Origin of the sequence: Actinomadura sp. 9N407, assembly GCF_044326315.1 — a bacterium.
Lineage (GTDB): Bacteria > Actinomycetota > Actinomycetes > Streptosporangiales > Streptosporangiaceae > Spirillospora.
Genome location: NZ_JBIRAW010000006.1, coordinates 238,659 through 255,700 on the forward strand (window position 1 = coordinate 238,659; position 17,042 = coordinate 255,700).

General features: G+C 71.4%; 17 protein-coding genes. 6 read left to right on the forward strand and 11 right to left on the reverse strand.

Annotation, left to right across the window (positions count from 1 at the left end):
• Positions 1 to 81: 81 nt before the first annotated feature.
• A complete protein-coding gene (locus tag ACH34Q_RS12330; RefSeq protein ID WP_395982981.1) occupies positions 82 to 1,089 on the reverse strand; it encodes an alpha/beta fold hydrolase in 1,008 nt (335 codons plus the stop codon).
• Between the two features lie 45 nt (positions 1,090 to 1,134).
• Complete coding sequence (locus ACH34Q_RS12335; protein ID WP_395982982.1) at positions 1,135 to 2,187, reverse strand: substrate-binding domain-containing protein; 1,053 nt, start codon at positions 2,185 to 2,187, stop codon at positions 1,135 to 1,137.
• A gap of 66 nt (positions 2,188 to 2,253) precedes the next feature.
• Between ACH34Q_RS12335 and ACH34Q_RS12340 the strand changes: the two genes are divergently transcribed.
• The 3 genes from ACH34Q_RS12340 to fmdA are packed head-to-tail and all read left to right on the forward strand — an operon-like array spanning position 2,254 to position 4,305.
• A complete protein-coding gene (locus tag ACH34Q_RS12340; RefSeq protein ID WP_395982983.1) occupies positions 2,254 to 2,691 on the forward strand; it encodes a MarR family winged helix-turn-helix transcriptional regulator in 438 nt (145 codons plus the stop codon).
• A 58-nt stretch (positions 2,692 to 2,749) separates the two neighbouring features.
• Positions 2,750 to 3,025, forward strand: a complete 276-nt coding sequence (locus ACH34Q_RS12345; RefSeq protein WP_395982984.1) for an FmdB family zinc ribbon protein — start codon at positions 2,750 to 2,752, stop codon at positions 3,023 to 3,025.
• Between the two features lie 32 nt (positions 3,026 to 3,057).
• Complete coding sequence (gene fmdA / locus ACH34Q_RS12350; RefSeq protein WP_395982985.1) at positions 3,058 to 4,305, forward strand: formamidase; 1,248 nt, start codon at positions 3,058 to 3,060, stop codon at positions 4,303 to 4,305.
• Between the two features lie 9 nt (positions 4,306 to 4,314).
• On the opposite strand, the gene ACH34Q_RS12355 is transcribed toward fmdA, so the two are convergent.
• The 6 genes from ACH34Q_RS12355 to ACH34Q_RS12380 are packed head-to-tail and all read right to left on the reverse strand — an operon-like array spanning position 4,315 to position 11,149.
• A complete protein-coding gene (locus ACH34Q_RS12355) occupies positions 4,315 to 5,064 on the reverse strand; it encodes an SDR family NAD(P)-dependent oxidoreductase (protein WP_395982986.1) in 750 nt (249 codons plus the stop codon).
• Positions 5,061 to 6,185 (reverse strand): acyl-CoA dehydrogenase family protein, encoded by a 1,125-nt coding sequence (locus tag ACH34Q_RS12360; RefSeq protein ID WP_395982987.1) that lies wholly within the window; start codon positions 6,183 to 6,185, stop codon positions 5,061 to 5,063. The genes ACH34Q_RS12355 and ACH34Q_RS12360 overlap by 4 nt, the downstream gene beginning before the upstream one ends.
• The gene (locus tag ACH34Q_RS12365; RefSeq protein WP_395982988.1) at positions 6,182 to 7,369 is read right to left on the reverse strand and encodes an alpha/beta hydrolase family protein; all 1,188 of its coding nucleotides are present in this window, start codon (positions 7,367 to 7,369) and stop codon (positions 6,182 to 6,184) included. Before ACH34Q_RS12365 ends, ACH34Q_RS12360 begins: the two co-directional genes overlap by 4 nt.
• Positions 7,366 to 8,475 (reverse strand): homogentisate 1,2-dioxygenase, encoded by a 1,110-nt coding sequence (locus ACH34Q_RS12370; RefSeq protein ID WP_395982989.1) that lies wholly within the window; start codon positions 8,473 to 8,475, stop codon positions 7,366 to 7,368. The genes ACH34Q_RS12365 and ACH34Q_RS12370 overlap by 4 nt, the downstream gene beginning before the upstream one ends.
• Positions 8,476 to 8,509: 34 nt before the next feature.
• The gene (locus tag ACH34Q_RS12375; protein ID WP_395982990.1) at positions 8,510 to 9,760 is read right to left on the reverse strand and encodes an acyl-CoA dehydrogenase family protein; all 1,251 of its coding nucleotides are present in this window, start codon (positions 9,758 to 9,760) and stop codon (positions 8,510 to 8,512) included.
• Between the two features lie 6 nt (positions 9,761 to 9,766).
• On the reverse strand, positions 9,767 to 11,149 hold the full coding sequence (locus ACH34Q_RS12380) for a 4-hydroxyphenylacetate 3-hydroxylase N-terminal domain-containing protein (RefSeq protein WP_395982991.1): 1,383 nt from the start codon (positions 11,147 to 11,149) through the stop codon (positions 9,767 to 9,769).
• A 200-nt stretch (positions 11,150 to 11,349) separates the two neighbouring features.
• Between ACH34Q_RS12380 and ACH34Q_RS12385 the strand changes: the two genes are divergently transcribed.
• Positions 11,350 to 11,961, forward strand: coding sequence for a TetR/AcrR family transcriptional regulator (locus ACH34Q_RS12385; protein WP_395982992.1), 612 nt, complete (start codon positions 11,350 to 11,352; stop codon positions 11,959 to 11,961).
• Positions 11,962 to 12,006: 45 nt separating this feature from the next.
• Here ACH34Q_RS12385 and ACH34Q_RS12390 read toward each other — a convergent pair whose 3' ends face one another.
• The gene (locus ACH34Q_RS12390; protein ID WP_395982993.1) at positions 12,007 to 13,572 is read right to left on the reverse strand and encodes a class I adenylate-forming enzyme family protein; all 1,566 of its coding nucleotides are present in this window, start codon (positions 13,570 to 13,572) and stop codon (positions 12,007 to 12,009) included.
• 111 nt (positions 13,573 to 13,683) lie between these two features.
• Positions 13,684 to 14,217: a flavin reductase family protein gene (locus ACH34Q_RS12395; RefSeq protein ID WP_395982995.1), complete on the reverse strand. Its 534-nt coding sequence runs from the start codon at positions 14,215 to 14,217 to the stop codon at positions 13,684 to 13,686.
• A 90-nt stretch (positions 14,218 to 14,307) separates the two neighbouring features.
• On the opposite strand from ACH34Q_RS12395, the gene ACH34Q_RS12400 reads away from it, so the two are divergent.
• Positions 14,308 to 15,318, forward strand: a complete 1,011-nt coding sequence (locus tag ACH34Q_RS12400; protein WP_395982996.1) for an LLM class flavin-dependent oxidoreductase — start codon at positions 14,308 to 14,310, stop codon at positions 15,316 to 15,318.
• 43 nt (positions 15,319 to 15,361) lie between these two features.
• Positions 15,362 to 16,090 (forward strand): dipeptidase PepE, encoded by a 729-nt coding sequence (gene pepE, locus ACH34Q_RS12405; protein WP_395982997.1) that lies wholly within the window; start codon positions 15,362 to 15,364, stop codon positions 16,088 to 16,090.
• Between the two features lies 1 nt (position 16,091).
• On the opposite strand, the gene ACH34Q_RS12410 is transcribed toward pepE, so the two are convergent.
• Entirely contained in the window at positions 16,092 to 17,030 is a 939-nt protein-coding gene (locus tag ACH34Q_RS12410) for a DUF1177 domain-containing protein (protein WP_395982998.1), read from the reverse strand.
• Positions 17,031 to 17,042 lie beyond the last annotated feature (12 nt).

Sequence of the window (17,042 nt, forward strand, 5' to 3'; positions counted from 1 at the left end):
CAGGGGACGATGCGTCCATCGTCCAAGCGCCACAGCCTCGTGGCCTGAGTCCGGCTACTCGTCCCGGGTGAGTACGAGCACTCAGCGGGCGAGGTGTTCGCGGAGCGCGGCGTCGATGAACGCGGTGTCCTCGGGGTTGCTGCCATGGCCGGCGAAGTGGCCCCACACGCCGGGGATCACGCGGAGTTCGGCGTCCGGGACGTGCCGGACGGCCCACGCCTCGTCCTCGGGCGGGAAGTAGAGGTCCTTCTCGGCGGGCATGACCAGCGCGCGGGCCTTGATGGAGGCGAGGGCGGCGGTGGTGTCGCCGTTGAATCCGGGAGTACGGCCCACGTCGGCGTTCTGCCATGTCCACAGCATGGTGAGCAGGTTGTTGGCGTCGCGGTCGTCCAGGAAGAAGCCCTCCCAGAAGCCGACGAGGAAGTCTTCCAGGGAGCTGAACCCGAGGCGTTCGTAGAGGCGGTCCCAGTAGAACGCCTGGGAGAAGCCCCATCCGGCGTAGACGCGGGCGGCCGCACGTAGGCCGCGGGTGGGCGGCGTGTCGTACCAGCCGTTGTCGTACGCGGCGTCTGCGGTGAGGGCCGCTCTCACGCCCTCCAGGAAGACCTGGTTGTGGACGCTGGTGTGCGAGGAGCCGCAGAACGGGGCGATGCGTTCGACCATCTCGGGGTGGCTGACGGCCCACTGGTAGGTCTGGCCGGCGCCCATCGACCAGCCGGTCACCAGCGGCAGCCGCTCGATGCCGAAGTGCTCGGTGACGAGCCGGTACTGGGCCTCGACGTTGTCGTACATGGTGACGTTCGGGAAGCGGCCGCGGTCGTACGGCGGCGGGGTGTTGCTGGGCGAGCTGGACAGGCCGTTGCCGAGCATGTTCGGCACGATGATGAAGTAGCGGGCCGGGTCCAGCGCCATGCCTTCGCCGATGAGCCACTCGTTGTCCGGATGCCGGCCGGAGTACCAGGTGGGGTAGACGATCGCGTTGCCCTTGTCGGGCGCGAGGTCGCCGTAGGTCTCGTACGTCAGCTGGGCTCCGCGCAGCGTCGCGCCGCCCTGCAGGACGAAGTCGCCCAGCTCGAAGGTCATGGCCATGTGGCTCCCCCTAGTTATTTTCCCCTGAAAGTATTTCGCTGGGAATCAATGGTCAAGCTCCAGCTGGTGCAGCACGTCGAACTGCAGCCCGTCGGCGGCGGCGAGGAACACCTTCTGCCGCAGGTGCCGGTCCCGTACCTCGACGGGACCGCGCGGGCCGTCGTAGCCGAGGCCCTCGGAGACCGCGTTCATCCTGCGGACGTCCAGGCCGCCGCTGCGGCTCAGCAGCTCGGTGAGCAGCCGCAGTCCTTCGTAGCAGGACTCGCCCATGCTGTTCAGCGTCGGTGCCTGCGGGCCGAAGCGGCGGTGGTAGCGGGCACCGAAGTCCAGTCCGTCCTCGGTCGGCAGCGTCTCGAAGTAGCCGGCCGCGGCGAACAGCCCGCGGGTGCCCTCGGCGCCCGTGGCCAGCAGCATGTTCTCGTCCATCAGCGGGCTGAAGCGCAGGTGCTCCAGGCCGGCGGCCCCGAACGCGCGGTTGAACGCGACCGCGTCGTCGCCGACCAGCAGCATGAGGACGCCGTCGCAGCCGCTGGCGTCGATCCTGCGCAGCGGCTCGGCGAAGTCCTGCGTGCCGAGCCGCACGTAGATCTCGTCGCACAGCGTCGCGCCCTGCTCGTCCAGGAAGGTACGGACGGCGCGGGCGGACGTGCGCGGCCAGACGTAGTCGTCGCCCACGATCGTCCAGCGGCGGACGCCGAGCTCGGAGGCGAGCCAGCGGAGCGCGGGACGGAGCTGGCGCTCGGGCGTCTCGCCGGTGAGGAACACCCCGGGCGAGCGTTCGCCGCCCTCGTACAGCGCGGTGTAGACGTACGGGACGCGGCCCGCGACGCGGGGGGCCAGGACCTGCCGTACGGCCGAGATGTGCCAGCCGGTGACGGCCTGCACGGTGCCCGAGGCGACCAGGGCTCCGACCTGGTCGGCCACTCGCGCGGGCGGCGCGCCACCGTCCACGAGCGTCAGCCGGAGCGCGCGGCCGAGCACGCCGGCCTCGGCGTTGACCTCTTCCACCGCGAGCCGGGCGCACAGCTCGGCGGAGGGCCCGAAGAGTCCCGCGGGTCCCTGAAGTGGCACCACCAGGGCGACGTTCACGTCGTCCATGGTGAGGACGCTATCCGATACCTGCTACGGAAATATTTCCCGAAGGCGGTAATCTTGGGTCTCGCGATGACTACGACCGGTATCCCGCAGGATGAACTCGACCTCCCCCGCGTCCTGACCCTGGTGGAACGCGGCATCGCCGCACGGCTCGGCGCGGCGCTGAAGGCGGCGGGCGCGACCGTCGAGGAGTGGCGGGTGACCTCGCTGCTCGCCGACGGGGCCGGGCACACGATGACCGAGGTCGCCGAGTTCGCGCTGCTGCCGGCGCCGACCCTGACCAAGGTCGTGGACCGCCTGGTGTCGGCGGGCCTGGTGTACCGGCGGGTGGACGACGCCGACCGGCGCCGGGTGCTGGTCTTCCTGTCCGAGCACGGCCGCGAGGCACTGGACCGGCTGACCGCCGCCATCGAGGACGAGTGGGGCCGGGTACGGGACGCGGTGGGCAAGGAGGAACTCGCGCTGCTGCGGGTCCTGCTCACCCGGATGTCGGATCGGCTGCCCTGACGGTTGACTCTTAGTTTCTGGCGGAATAGTTTCGCACGGAAGCAATGGAGGTGTCCTGGTGGCGACCTACCAGTACCGCTGCGCCGGATGCGGCCCCTTCGAGATCTCACGGCCGATCGGTACGGCCGAGCCCGCCGAACCCTGCGCGGACTGCGGTGATCCGGCCGCCCGCGTCTTCACCCCACCACTGCTGGCCCGTACGTCGCGGCCCCTCTCGCGCGCCCTCCGCGCCCAGGAGGCCAGCGCCCACGAACCCGAGGTGGTCCGCCGCGAGCCCATGGCCCGGCCGAAACCGCCGGCCGACCCCAGGCACGCCCTGCTGCCCCGTCCCTGACGACCGCTCTGCCGAGCCATCCGGAGGAAGCCATGCCCGATGTCGTGTTCAGCGTGGACCAGGCGCAGTCGATGCGCGACCAGAAGGCCCCCGGGCACAACCGGTGGCACCCCGACATCCCGCCGGCGATCACCGTACGGCCCGGCTCGGAGATCCGGATCGAGTGCCGGGAGTGGACCGACGGCCAGATCGGCGACAACGACTCGGCCAACGATGTGCGCGACGTGAACCTCAACGTCACCCACATGCTGAGCGGCCCGATCGCGGTCGAGGGCGCCGAGCCCGGCGACCTGCTGATCGTCGACATCCTCGACCTCGGTCCCGTACCGCAGCAGACCGGCGGGATCGCGGGCCAGGGCTGGGGCTACACCGGCGTCTTCGCCAAGCAGAACGGCGGCGGCTTCCTCACCGACCGCTATCCCGACGCGTACAAGGCCATCTGGGACTTCCACGGCCAGGTCGCCACGTCGCGCCACATCCCCGGCGTCCGCTTCACCGGCATCACGCACCCCGGCCTGTTCGGTACGGCCCCGTCCGCCGAACTGCTGGGACGCTGGAACGCGCGCGAGCGGGCCCTGATCGCCACCGAGCCCGATCGCGTACCGCCGCTGGCCCTGCCGCCCGAGCCCGACGGCGTGCTCGCGGGCTCCCTGACCGGCTCCGCGCTCGACGCCGTCGCGCGCGACGGGGCCCGTACGGTTCCGGCCCGCGAGAACGGCGGCAACCACGACATCAAGAACTTCACCCGGGGCGCCCGCGTGTTCTATCCCGTACACGTCCCCGGTGCGCTGCTGTCGGGCGGCGACCTGCACTTCAGCCAGGGCGACGGCGAGATCACGTTCTGCGGCGCCATCGAGATGGGCGGGTTCATCGACCTGCACGTCGACGTCATCAAGGGCGGGATGGAGAAGTACGGCGTCACGACGAACCCGGTCTTCATGCCGGGGAACGTGGAGCCGCGCTACACCGAGTTCATGTCGTTCATCGGCATCTCGGTCGACCACGAGAGCGACACCAACCACTACAACGACGCCACGATGGCGTACCGGAACGCCTGCCTGAACGCGATCGAGTACCTGAAGAAGTTCGGGTACAGCGGTGAGCAGGCGTACCTGCTGCTGGGAGCCGCCCCGATCGAGGGACGGGTCAGCGGCGTGGTCGACATCCCCAACGCCTGCTGCTCCCTCTACCTGCCCACCGCCATCTTCGACTTCGACATCCGTCCCACGGCCGAGGGCCCGCGCCGCGCCGACCGGGGCCGGTGCGCCGTCTCGTCCTGAACGCCCGGTTCAGCGGGCCGTCCAGCCGCCGTCCACGGCGATCGTCTGGCCGGTGATGAACGACCCCGCGTCCCCGGAAAGGAGCAGCAGGACGCCGTCGAGCTCCTCCAGCCTGCCCGTACGGCGCATCGGCGTGTTGCGCTGGATGTAGCGCACCGAACGCTCGTCGGCGAACATCTCCTCGGTGAGCTCGCTGGGGAACCAGCCCGGCGCGATGGCGTTGACCCGGATGCCCTCGCCCGCCCACTCGGCGCCGAGCTGGCGGGTGAGGTTGACGACCCCGCCCTTCGCGGCGACGTACGCGGCCTGCGCGATCGGCCACGAGCCGGACAGCCCGAAGATCGAGGCGAGGTTGACGATGGCGCCGCCCCGGCCGCGCATCGCCTTGGCCGCCAGGACGCTCAGCTCGAACGTGGCGGTCAGGTCCACGTCGAGCGTGCGCCGGAAGTCCTCCATCCGTACCTCGAACGCGGGCACCGGATCGCCGAAGCCCGCCGCGTTGACCAGGATGTCCGGACCGCCGAGCGCGACCGCGCGTGCGATGACGCGTTCGCAGTCCTCGGTGGCGGTGACGTCGCAGGCTTCGGCGACGATCCGGTCGTTGCCCTTGGCCAGCTCTTCGAGGCGGGACGCGCGGCGGGCGGTGGCGACGACCGTGGCGCCCGCGTCCGCCAGCACGCCGCACATGTGCCGGCCGATGCCGCTGGAGGCACCGGTGACGACGGCCACCCGGCCGTCCAGGGCGAAGCGATCGCTCATGAACCGACCTCCATCAAAGCCCCCGCAGGGGTGATCAGTGCGAGGCATCCGGCGACCACGGCGGCGTCCCGCAGCTGCGACGGCCGCCCGTCGAGGACGGCGGTCGCCTTCGCCCGCCGGAAATACAAATGGGCGTCGTGCTCCCAGGTGAAGCCGATGCCGCCGTGCACCTGGACGAGGGCCTCGGCGGCTGCGGCGAACGCCTCGGACGCCTCGGCCTTGGCCAGCAGGACGAGCCGGTGCGCGTTCTCGGCGTCACCCGAGTCGATCGCCTTGGCCGCCGCGAGCACGAGCGACCGCGCGGCGGCGACGGCGACCGCGACCTCGGCGCAGCGGTGCTGGATCGCCTGGTACGTGCCGATGAGCTGGCCGAACTGGCTGCGGACGTTCGCGTACCCGACCGCGTGGCCGAGGCAGCCCTGGGCACCGCCGACCTGCTCGGCCGCCAGCAGCAGCCGGGCGGCGTCGCCCATCTCCGCGACCGCGCCCGGCGGCGCCGCCACGGTCGCGGGGACCGCGTCGAGATGGAGGTCGCCCAGCCGGGCTGTGAGGTCGGTGGCCCTGACCGGCCGCCGGGTGACCCCGCCGGTACCGCCGTCGAGCGAGACGAGCACGGCGGCGGGACCGTCGGGTGTACGGGCCACAGCGAGCAGGACGTCCGCGACCAGTCCGTGGGTCACGCTCTCGACCACACCGGACACGCGGCCGTCCGAGGTCAGGGTCAGGTGGGGCTCGTGCGAGGCGAACCCCTGCGGCATGCCGACGATCGCGGCGCCCGCCAGGATGCTCTCCGCGTGAGCGTCGCCGTCGCCCAGCGCCCGGGCGGCGAGCACCGAGGCGCGCAGCGGCCCCGGATACAGGCACGCGCCCGCTTCTTCGGCCGCCGCGATCACGTGCGCGAGGCCGAGCCCCAGGCCGCCGGCCGCCTCGGGCGCGGCCATCGCGACCAGTCCGACCTCGCCGGCGAGATCGTTCCAGCGCTTGCGGTCGAACCCGGCCTCGTCGAGCGCGGGGTCGGCGTCGCGGAGCAGGCGCGCCTCGTCCAGTCCCGGGTTGGCCGCGAAGTACGCGCGCAGCGCCTCCCTGACCTCGTCGGGACTCAGCAGGTCCGTTCCGGTCACAGCGAACCCGCCCAGCCGCGTTCGGCCAGCCAGCCGGTGATCGTGCCGACGGCCTCGGCGAGCTGCGGGCGCTGGCTCCGGCCCACGTAGTAGTGGTTGGCGCCCTGGACGGTGTGCATCGTCCGGTCCTCGTGCCCGACCGCCTCGTACAGGCGGTTGGTGTGGCTCGGGGTGCAGGCGTCGTCGGCGGAGTTGCCGATGACCAGCGTGGGGACCTTCAGGTCGGCGGCGCAGCGCAGGCCGTCGCCGTGCGCGTCGTCGTAACTCCACTGCGACAGCCAGCTGCGCAGGGTGGAGAAGCGGGCGAGGCCGACCGGGCTCATGTTCACCACCTTGGGGTCGCCGAGGTAGCAGGTGCCCGGGGCCCGGTCGTTGGGGTCCACGGCGGGGTCGAGCCAGCGCGGGTCCGCCATCGTGCCGTGGGTGACGAACGCCCGCTCCTCCAGCGTCCGGCCGGAGGACCGCAGGCCCTCCAGGGTCTCCTTGACCCGGGCCGTGATCTTCCGGTTGCGGGCGATCTGCGCCGCCCGGTACCGCTGCAGGAACTCCTCGGTGTACGGCGGCTGGTTGGGGTTCTCCGGGTCGTACAGGTCCAGCTCGGGGTCGCGCCGCTCCGGGTCGTTCTCGTCCAGGATGGAGGCGTCCAGCCATTCGGTGAACGTGCCGTGCCGGCTGATGTGCGCGGCCAGCAGCATGACGCCGTCGGCGGGCTGCAGGTCCAGCGCGGTCAGGTCCGGCGGCTCGCCCGCCGGGCTGCAGGTGACGGTCGGCGCCTGCGCCTGCTGCTGGTAGTACAGCGACAGCGAGCCGCCGCCGCTCCAGCCCGCCAGAATCACGTTCTTGTACCCGAGCCGCTCGCGCGCGTCCCGTACGCAGGCACCGAGGTCCTGGACGACCTTCTCCATGATGAGCGCGTTGTCGACACCGCGGTACCGGCTGTTGCAGTAGATGACGTGGTGCCCGGCCCTGGGCAGGGCGTTGGTCATCGGCAGGTACGCGCCGCCGCCGATGGGGTGCATGAAGATGGTGACCGTGTCGGACGGCACGCCCTGGGGCTTGAGCAGGTAGCTCTCCAGGACGACGCTCTCGCCGACGCCGCCGTAGGTGTCGCGGAAGGCGGCGCGGTCGTCGAACACGATCAGGTAGGGGATGCGCTCGTACTCGTGGCGGTCGGCGGCGGTCATTTCTGCACCTCGGGGTTCGCCTCGTTCTGGGTCAGGGACAGCAGCGCGTCGCTGGGCGTCAGGCGCCGCCGCAGATCGATCGCGATGATCTTCCATTCGACTCGGGTGTCGACGTCGTGCCGGCGCCGGGACCGCTCGCGGGCGCGCTCGGGGATGCCGTGGTGCAGGCCCTGCGGGGCGTGCGAGATCAGGCCCTCGGGCATGTCGATGCCGAACACGCTGCCGCCGTGGTAGAACGCGATCTCGTCGTAGTCGACGTTGCGGTGGTACCAGGGCATCCGCTCGGCGCCCGCGCGGCCTTCGACCGGACGCGGCAGGAAGTTCAGCACGTACACGCCGGTGGCCTGCATGAACAGGTGCACCGTCGGCGGCAGGTGGACGTCGTTGGACGTGATCACGTCGTAGTCGTCGATGTTGAAGGTGAACGGGACGTTGTCGCCCTTCCAGCCCTCGGCGTCCAGCGGATGGTGCGGGTAGAAGATCGACGTCCGGCCGCCCTCGTGCCGGAGCCGGACCTCGTACTCCTCCTGCCGGGGCTCCTCGAACGCCTCGGCCTCCGGGACGACGACGAGCGAGGAGTCGAACGGGAAGAACCGGCCGAGCGGGCCCGCCTCGGGGACGCGGAACTCCTCCCGCGCCTCGATGACGAGCAGGTGCCCGTCCTCCTCGGGGACCTGCCGGTACGTCGTCGACTTGGGCAGGTAGACGTAGTCGCCGGGGCGGTAGGGCATCCGGCCGAACTCGGTCTCGAAGTGGCCCTGCCCGCGATGCACGAAGTAGAGCTCGTCGCCGTCGATGTTGCGCTCGTAGAACGGCGCCGCCGCCCGCCGCCGGCTGAGCGAGATGCGGCAGTCCTCGTTGCTGAACATCAGCAGCGGCCCGCCGGACGGGTCGTGCAGATCGGTGGGCTCCAGGGCACCGGTCGGGACGTCCAGGGTGCGCAGGGAGCCCTCGACGCGGTACGCGGTCGGGTCGTTGCGGCGGTAGAAGTGGGCGGTACGTCCGGTGAACCCGGCCCGCCCCATCTCGTCGTCCTTGAGTCCGTCGAGATCGCGATGAACCTGCCGAGGTGTGTTCCCCCTGCGCAGCTGGATGAAAGATTCCACTGCTCGTCCTTCGTTCGGATGACGTCGCGGGCGGTTACGTCGCGGCCGGCTGCGTCGCGGGCTTGGGCGGGCGGGGCAGGCCGAGGCCGCGCTGGGCGATGATGTTGAGCTGGATCTCGTCGGTACCGCCCGCGATGTGCAGCGCCGGAGCGCCCAGCACGAACTCCGACCAGGCGAACGTGTCGCGCTCGCCGCGGTCGGTGAACGCGCGCTCGCCGAGCGCCTCGCCCGCCAGCGCCGCGATCCCGTCCACGGCCCTGGTCATCAGCATCTTGAGCACCGAGCCCGACACCGGCTCCAGCCGGTGCCCCCACGAGCCGTCCGGCAGGTCGGCCGAGGCCCGCATCGCGACGATCGCGGCCACGGCCCGGGCGATCTCCTGCCGGAGCACCGGGTCGGCGGCCGTGTCCAGCCGGCCGACCATGGCGGTCAGCCGTTCCAGCACGTACGGGCTGACCGGGCCGTCGTCGCCGATCATGAAGTTGCGCTCGCTGCCCAGGCTGGTGCCCGCGACCCGCCAGCCGTCGCCGACCGCGCCGATGCGGTGGGCGTCGGGGACGCGGACGCCGTCGAGGAAGACCTCGTTGAACGCGACCCCGCCGGTCATCTGCCGGATGGGCCGTACGGTCACGCCCGGCGCGTGCATGTCGACCAGGAACATCGTCAGGCCGCCGTGCCGGGACGTCCCGGGATCGGTGCGTACGAGCGCCTCCCCCACATCGGCCAGGTGGGCGATCGAGGTCCACACCTTCTGGCCGGTGAGGATCCAGTCGTCGCCGTCCCGGACGGCCCGGGTGGTGACGCCCGCGAGGTCGGAACCGGCGCCCGGCTCCGAGAACAGCTGGCAGCCGATGAGGTCCGCGCGGTGCAGCGCGGGCAGCGTCCGCTTGCGGAGTTCGGGGCCGCCGTGCGCGTCGACGGCGGGCGCGACGATCCGCAGCCCGACGAACAGCACCTCCCGGGAGGGCAGGTCCAGCTCGGCGAGCAGATCGTCCAGGACCTGGTCGTGCTCGCGGCTCAGCCCGCGCCCGCCGAGGTCGGACGGGCCGCTCGGCCAGGCCAGCCCGGCGTCGAACAGCCGGGCCTGCAGCTCCCTGGCCCGCTTGAACTGCTGGTCGTACCCCTCCCCCAACTCCTCGACGGCGGCGATGCGGTCGGACGGCGGGTCCTGACCGGCGCCGCCTGCCGCACCGGCGAACTCGCCGGCGATCGACCGCAGGAACCGCTCGGCCTCGTCGCGGAAGGCGTCCGGCGAGAGGGACGGAACGTTCTCGTTGCTCGGCATCGGCCGTCAGCCCTTCGAGAGCCCGGCCAGCTTGAGCGCGAGCTCCTTGGCCTGGTCCATCGGATAGTGCTTGCGGGCGACGAGGCGCTGGGCGAAGAGCCCGCCGCCGGACTGCAGCATGGTGACGAGCTGCCAGCCGCCGTACGCGTCGGCGGTGAAGTCGCGGATCGCGTGGAACAGCCGGGTGCGGTACTCGCCGTCGATGCCGTCCATGGTCCGCATGTACTTGCGGATGTCGGGACCGATCTCCTCGTTCTCCAGGTCGGCGATCGACGGCGCGGTGACGATGGAGCCGCCGCCGATGTCGTGCAGGTGCCGGATCATCAGGCTGAACTCGGCCGCGCCGTAGTGCTTGGCGGCGTTGGTGTACAGCTCGCTGGGGAAGTACCAGCCCTCCGGGCTCGGCTCGGCGTTGGCGATCGCCGCCTCCAGCCCGGCCCGGACGAGGGTGGCGTAGATCACCATCTCGGCGATCTTCTCGCGGATGTGCGAGACCCGCTGGGTCCCGTTCGCCTCGGCGATGAGCTGCGCCAGGCCCACGAGCGTGTCGCCGTACTCGGCCAGGTGCGCGGTGCCGCCCAGGCGCTCCCACAGCCCGAGGGCGTGGGCGAACGTCGCCGAGTGCTCGGTCTCGCCCGCCAGGAACACGCGCTCGTTCGGAACGAACACGTCATCGAGGATGATGAAGCCCTCGGGCATGTTGTGCAGGGAGCTGACCGGGAAGTCCTGGACGCGGTCGCGCGGTGCGTAGTTGGTGTTGACGATCCGTACGCCCGGGGCGTTCACCGGGATGGCGCAGGCGACCGCCCAGTCCTCCTCGCCCGGCTTCATCTTCTTGGTCGGCATCACGACCAGCTCGTGGCTGACCGCGGCCGAGGAGATGTGCAGCTTGGCGCCCCGGATGACGATGCCGTCCGGCCGGCGCTCGACGATCCGGGTGTACAGGTCGGGGTCGTCCTGCCCGGTCGGCGGGAGCGTCCGGTTCCCCTTGGCATCGGTGATCGCCTGCACGCAGCGCAGGTCGTTGTCCCTGCAGTACGCGAAGTACGCCTCGATGCGATCGGCGTACACCGCGCTGGCGGACCGCATCCGGGTCGCCGCCGTGAGCAGCGCGAGCAGGCCCTGGGACGTCGTCACCGTGACCATGTCCCAGCCGAGCAGCGTCTCCAGGAGCCCCTTCATGTCCGCGCTGCTGTGCGGGATCGCGAAGTACGGCCCGCAGGCGTCGTCCCCCGGCCGGTAGTGCCGCTCGTACCCCTCGCCCACCAGCTCGAGCGCGGTGGCGAACTGCGGATGGTCCGCGAGGTCCTTGATCTCCTCGCCGTCGGCGAAGACCCGCCTGCCGTCGCTGAGCGAGGCCAGGTAGCCCGCCCTGGTCATCATCGCCATCGTGCATCCCTCCGATCGGACGGCCGTCACGCCGTGCACTGGAACCGAACACTGGAACCGAACACAATTCTGATGCTAAATTCAGTTTTAGTCAACGGGCGCGGGCGCGGTCAAGCCGGCGGCCGAGCCTCTAAGCTGTGACCCGCCCGCCACGCACGCGCGGCCGGATCCATCCTGAGAAGAGACGGGGGACGCCTCCGATGCCATCGACGCCGAAGGGCCACCGCACGGAGGCGGCGTTCCTGGACGCCGCGCGGCAGGTCTTCGCGGAGAAGGGCTACTTCAACGCCAAGATCTCCGACATCGCGAAGGCCGCGGGCAAGTCCCCCGGGTCGCTCTACAACTACTACGAGAACAAGGAGCAGCTCCTGGAGGCGCTGCTCGAGCGGTTCTCGGGCGAGGTCCTGGAGGCCTCGTTCAGCAGCCAGAGCGACGACCTGATGGAGAGCATCCGCGGCGCCGTCCGGGCGTACTGGTTCGGCTACCGCAAGTACCTCGCGGAGATGGTCGGCCTCTTCCAGATGTCCATGACGGACGAGGCGTTCGCCGAGCGATGGCGGGCGGTCCGCGCCGCCGGGATCCGCTCCGTGCTGTCGGGGATCAAGAACGCGGAGCGCTCGGGCTACCGCATCGGCCTCGACCAGGAGGTGCTCGCCTCGGCGATAGTGGCGATGCTGGAGTCGTTCTGCTGGGTGTGGCTGGCGGCGGGCGGCGACACGGACGTCGCGGCCCCCGACGACGAGACGGCGATCGAGACGCTCAGCACACTCTGGTACCGCACCGTCTACCACGACCGCGCGCCCCAGAACTGACCGGCCGCGGGCCCCGGCCTGAGCCGGAGCCCGCACGAGCCGAGCTCAGGCGTCAGCGCCCGTCCCGGCGGCAGTCGTCTCAGCGGCCTCGGCGGCCTCCTTGACGAGCTGCGGCCGGAGGATCTTCCCGGTGGCGGTACGCGGCAGGCCGGCGACGATCCTGATCAGCTTCGGCACCTTGTACCCGGCCAGATGCGCCCGGCAGTGCTCCGTCATGGCGTCGACGGTGAGGCCGTCCGGATCCCGCAGCACCACCGAGGCGCACACCCGCTGCCCCCACCGCTCGTCCGGGACGGCGTAGACCGCGCACTCCAGGACCTCCGGCAACCGGGCGATCACGTTCTCCACCTCGGCCGGATGGACGTTCTCGCCCCCGGTCACGATCATGTCGTCCGACCGGCCCTGGACGAACACGTAGCCGTCGGGGTCGACGTACCCGACGTCGTGGGTGTTGAGCCAGCCGCCGACCAGCGCGGGCCGGGCGGCGTCACCACCGTTCAGGTAGCCCTCGGTCATGCTGGGCGCCCGGAACCACAGCTCGCCCGGAGTGCCCTGCGGCACCTCGGCACCGGTCGCCACGTCCCGGACGCTGAGGTCGACGCCCGCGCCGGGCCGTCCGGCGGAGGCGAGCCTGCCGGTGTGCTCACCGTTTAGTTGGTGGTCGTCGGAGGTCAGGAAGCAGACCCCGCCGCCGGCCTCGGTCATGCCGTAGACCTGGCAGAACTCGCAGCCGAGCGTCTCCAGCGCCTCGGCCAGCAGCGTCTGCGTGATCGACGAGGCACCGTAGCCGATGTGCTCGAGCCGGGGCAGCGCCACCGGCTCGGCCCTGAGCTGGTCGACCATGGCGCGGATCAGCGTCGGGACCAGGACGGCATGGGTGATCTCGTGCTCGGCGAACGCCCGGACCAGGGCGGGCGGGGCGGCTGCGGTGCTGTAGACCATCGTCGCGCCGGCCGCCAGCCCGTACTGCGTCCAGGTCGCCCCCGCCGCGTGGAACGTGGGCGGGACGATCAGCATCCGGGACTCGGTGCTGAAGTGGTGCACGTCCGCGTACGGGATGGTGGCGTCCACCGCCCGGCGGGTCAGCGGTACCGACTTGGGCGCACCGGTCGTCCCCGACGTGAAGTAGATGATCCCCTCGTCGCCGGGGCTCGGGACGAGCGGCTCCGCGGCCGGGACGTCCGGCCAGGGGACCGCCGTCTGGTCGATCACGGAGACCGCGTCCGGTGCCACGATCCCGCGCGCGGTGTCGGCGAGCTCGGGACCGGCCACGAGGTGCTTCAGGCCGATCGTCTCGGCGGCGGCCCGCAGGTCCGCGACGGGCTGGCGCCAGTTGAGCCCGACCAGCGCGGCCCTGCGGCGCCAGGCACCGAGCAGGATCACCGGGAAGCCGATGTCGTTGTGGCCCAGCCAGCCGACCCTGTCCCCCGGGCCGACGCCGTTCCGGGCCAGGTGGCCCGCGGCCCGGTCGGCGGCCTCGTCCAGCTCGCGCCAGGTCAGGGTGAGCGCCGGGCCGGACACCGCGAGGGCGTCCGGCCGGGTGGCCGCGTGCTCGCGGACGGCGTCGTCGATGGATCGGCCGGGCACACCGTCGTTCTCCTGCATGGTCATTCCATCCATCCCTGCTTCACAGAGGCGGTGCGGTGCGTGGTCGCGCCCGCGGCCGCCGCGGCCCTCCGAGGTTCCTGATGCTAAGTTCAGTTTCAGTAACCTGGCAAGACCTCAGCGGCCGCCGATCAGCGTTCCGTAGCGGCCGCCGAAGTACAGCAGCGGCGTACGGTCGCGGTCGCGCGCCAGGTCCACCACCCGGCCGACGACGATCTCGTGGTCGCCACCGGCATGGATCTCCTCGATCTCGCAGTCGATGTGCGCCACGGCGCCGTCGATCACCGGGGCGCCGGTCGCACCGTGGCGCCAGGTTACGTGGTCGAACTTGTCGTCCCTGCGCTGCGCGAAGACGGCGCTCAACTCCTGCTGATGGTCGGCCAGGACGTTGACGCAGAACGCACCGGCCGGGCGGATCCGTCCCCAGCTCACGGAGGTACTGGACGGGCAGAAGGCGACCAGCGGCGGGTCGACCGACAGCGAGGTGAACGCCTGGCAGGTGAAGCCCACCGGCCCCTCGTCCGCCATGCCGCTGACCAGGACCACCCCGGAGGCGAAGCCGGCGAGGACGTCGCGGAACGCCCGGGGGTCGACACCGCCCTCGGCCGGCGGGGCGGACCGCCCCTGTCGCGTGCCCGTGGGATTCGTCATCGGCGTTCCTTCGCTAGCGCTTGACCGGGAATAAAACTGAAACTAACATCAGTTCTAGTTCGGCACCATACCCCTGCGATCGGAGACAGCGTGGAACTGGGAATCCTCAGCCTGGGAGATCACCTCCCCGACCCCCGGGACGGGCGGAGGGTGTCGCAGGCCGACCGCCTCCGCGCGATCGTGGAGAGCGGGGTCCGAGCCGAGGAGCTCGGATTCGGCATGGCCGCGATCGGCGAGCACCACTTCAACGACTACATCGTCTCGGCGCCGCCGGTCGTGCTGGCGGCGATCGCCGAGCGCACCAGCCGGATCCGGCTGTCCTCGGCGGTGACGCTGCTGCCGATGCTCGACCCGGTACGGGTCGCCGAGGACTTCGCCACGCTGGACCTGCTGTCGGGGGGCCGGATGGAGATGGTGATCGGGCGCGGCATCTCGCCCGACCACTACGCGGCGTTCGGCCAGGATCCCGGCGAGGCGCACGCCACCCTCGACGAGAAGCTCGCCCTGCTGACCGCTCTGTGGTCCGGCGACCAGCCGGTCACCTGGTCGGGCCGGTTCCGCGGCCCGCTGGACGCGGTCACCGTGCAGCCCCGCCCGACCCGTACGCCGCCGCGGATGTGGATGGGCAGCGGCATGAGCGAGGAGTCGGTACGGCGCGTGGCCGAGAAGGGCATGCCGCTGATGCTGCCCAGCATCTTCCGCCGCCCCGAGGACTACGCCGGCCTCGTCACGCTCTACCGGGAGATCATGGCCTCGTCCGGAAAGGCCGACCAGGCCCTCGTGGGCTGCTGCAGCCACCTGCACGTCAAGCCGACGAGCCAGGGCGCCACGTCGGACTGGCGGCCCCACCTGGTGTCGTACGCGGACTGGGCGAACCGGATCCGGGGCGTCGAGATGAAGATCGACTTCGACCGGCTGGTCGACGGGCCGGCGATCTGCGGCAGCCCCGCCGAGGTGTCCGAGCGGCTGCTGGCCATCGGCGAGCTGCTGCGGCCCGACGTCCACCTCTCGGTCTTCGACATCGGCGGCCTGCCGGACGCCGAGGTGGCCCGGACGATGGAGCTGTTCGCCGCCGAGGTCATGCCGAAGCTTCGCAGCTGAGGCCGCCAGCGGACGGTCTCCGGCGGCAGGGTTGAATTGCCGTATGGAGCTTTTGCTGTTGTCGAATTCGCGTACCCATGGACGGCCGTTCCTGGAGCACGCGGCGGAGGAGGTCCGGGCGTTCCTGCCCGGCGGGAAGCCGCTGGTCTTCGTCCCGTACGCGCTGCAGGACCATGGCGGCTACACCGCGACCGTGGCCGAGGCGCTCCGGCCGCTGGGGATCGAGGTGGTCGGCGCGCACACGGCGGCCGATCCGCTGGAGCTCGTACGGGACGCCGCGGCCGTCTTCGTCGGCGGCGGCAATTCGTTCCGGCTGCTGTCGGCGCTGGAGCGTACGGGCCTGCGCGAGGTGATCCGGGAACGGGTACACGGCGGAACGCTGCGCTACATGGGGTCGAGCGCGGGCACGAACATGGCCTGCCCGACGATCCGTACGACCAACGACATGCCGATCGTGCAGCCGGACTCGTTCGAGGCGCTCGGGCTGGTCCCGTTCCAGATCAACCCGCACTTCCTGGACGTCCAGCCGGGCAGCACGCACATGGGCGAGACCCGGGAGCAGCGCATCACCGAGTTCCTGGAGGAGAACGACGTCCCGGTCCTCGGCATGCGCGAGGGCGCGTGGCTGCGGGTGAGCGCGCGCGCGGCCCGGCTCGGCGGGACGACCGGCGCCCGGCTCTTCACGCGCGGAACGGATCCGCGCGAGATCGGGCCGGACGCCGACCTGTCGTACCTGCTGGACGCGGCGCCGGAGTTCGACGCCGCGCCCTGAGTCAGTCCCGCTTGCCGGGGGTCTGCAGGGCCGTCATCGGCCCGTAGAGGGCGACCAGCCGCTCGAACTCGGCCGCGTCGTGGAACCGCAGGGCGCCGCGGCCGAAGTCCTTGGCGACCTCGACGCAGAACCGGGCGGCGGCGTCCACGCTGTGCAGGTCCGTCGCGCCGGTGGCCGAGCCCGCCACCGGCGCCTCGGTCGTGATCGCGACGCCGACGACCGGGGCCCGCGTCGCGGTGGCCGGCTGCAGGATCGAGTTCACGTGGTGGACGCCGTTCCCGTACGGGGTGATGTCCTGCGTCGCCAGCGGCAGCACGACCGGCGCGCGGCCGGTGACCCGCTGCTGGACGGCCAGCAGGTCCTCGCTGATCCGCAGGATCCAGCCCTCCTTGACGGTCGGCGAGATCGCGAAGCCGACATGGTTGACGACCCGGTTGCCCTTGGTCGTGTCGACCGCCAGGATCGCGTCGGCCGTGGCGTCGACCTCGTGCACGTTCATGTCCTCGATCTCGACGGGCGAGTCCATGAACGGGACGGGGTCGTGCGGCTGGGTCGGGGCGTCCGGGCAGATGTGCGTGCCGATCACGACATCGCCGTCCAGCACGTCGCCGCGCCGGCGCATCTGCGCGAGCTTGGCCGCGACGGTCACGGCGGTCAGCGCGCCGTCCCCGTCGGACACGAACCCGATCTGCTCCGGCCGCGCGCCCAGGCCGCCGAGCCGCCCGACCACGCTCAGCGTCGGCGCGTCACCGCCCGCCGAACGGCCCCGGGAGCCGGGGATCACGACGCGTACGAAGTCGGTGCTCCCCTTGTTGCCTGTGACGGGCGTGACGACCGGCTCCTCGGCGCCATGGCGGCGCAGGAAATCGGCGACCGCCGCACCGTTCACCGCCGGATCGTCCAGCAGGTCGAAAGCCTCCAGCACATGCGGCCAGCTCATCTCTATGTCCCC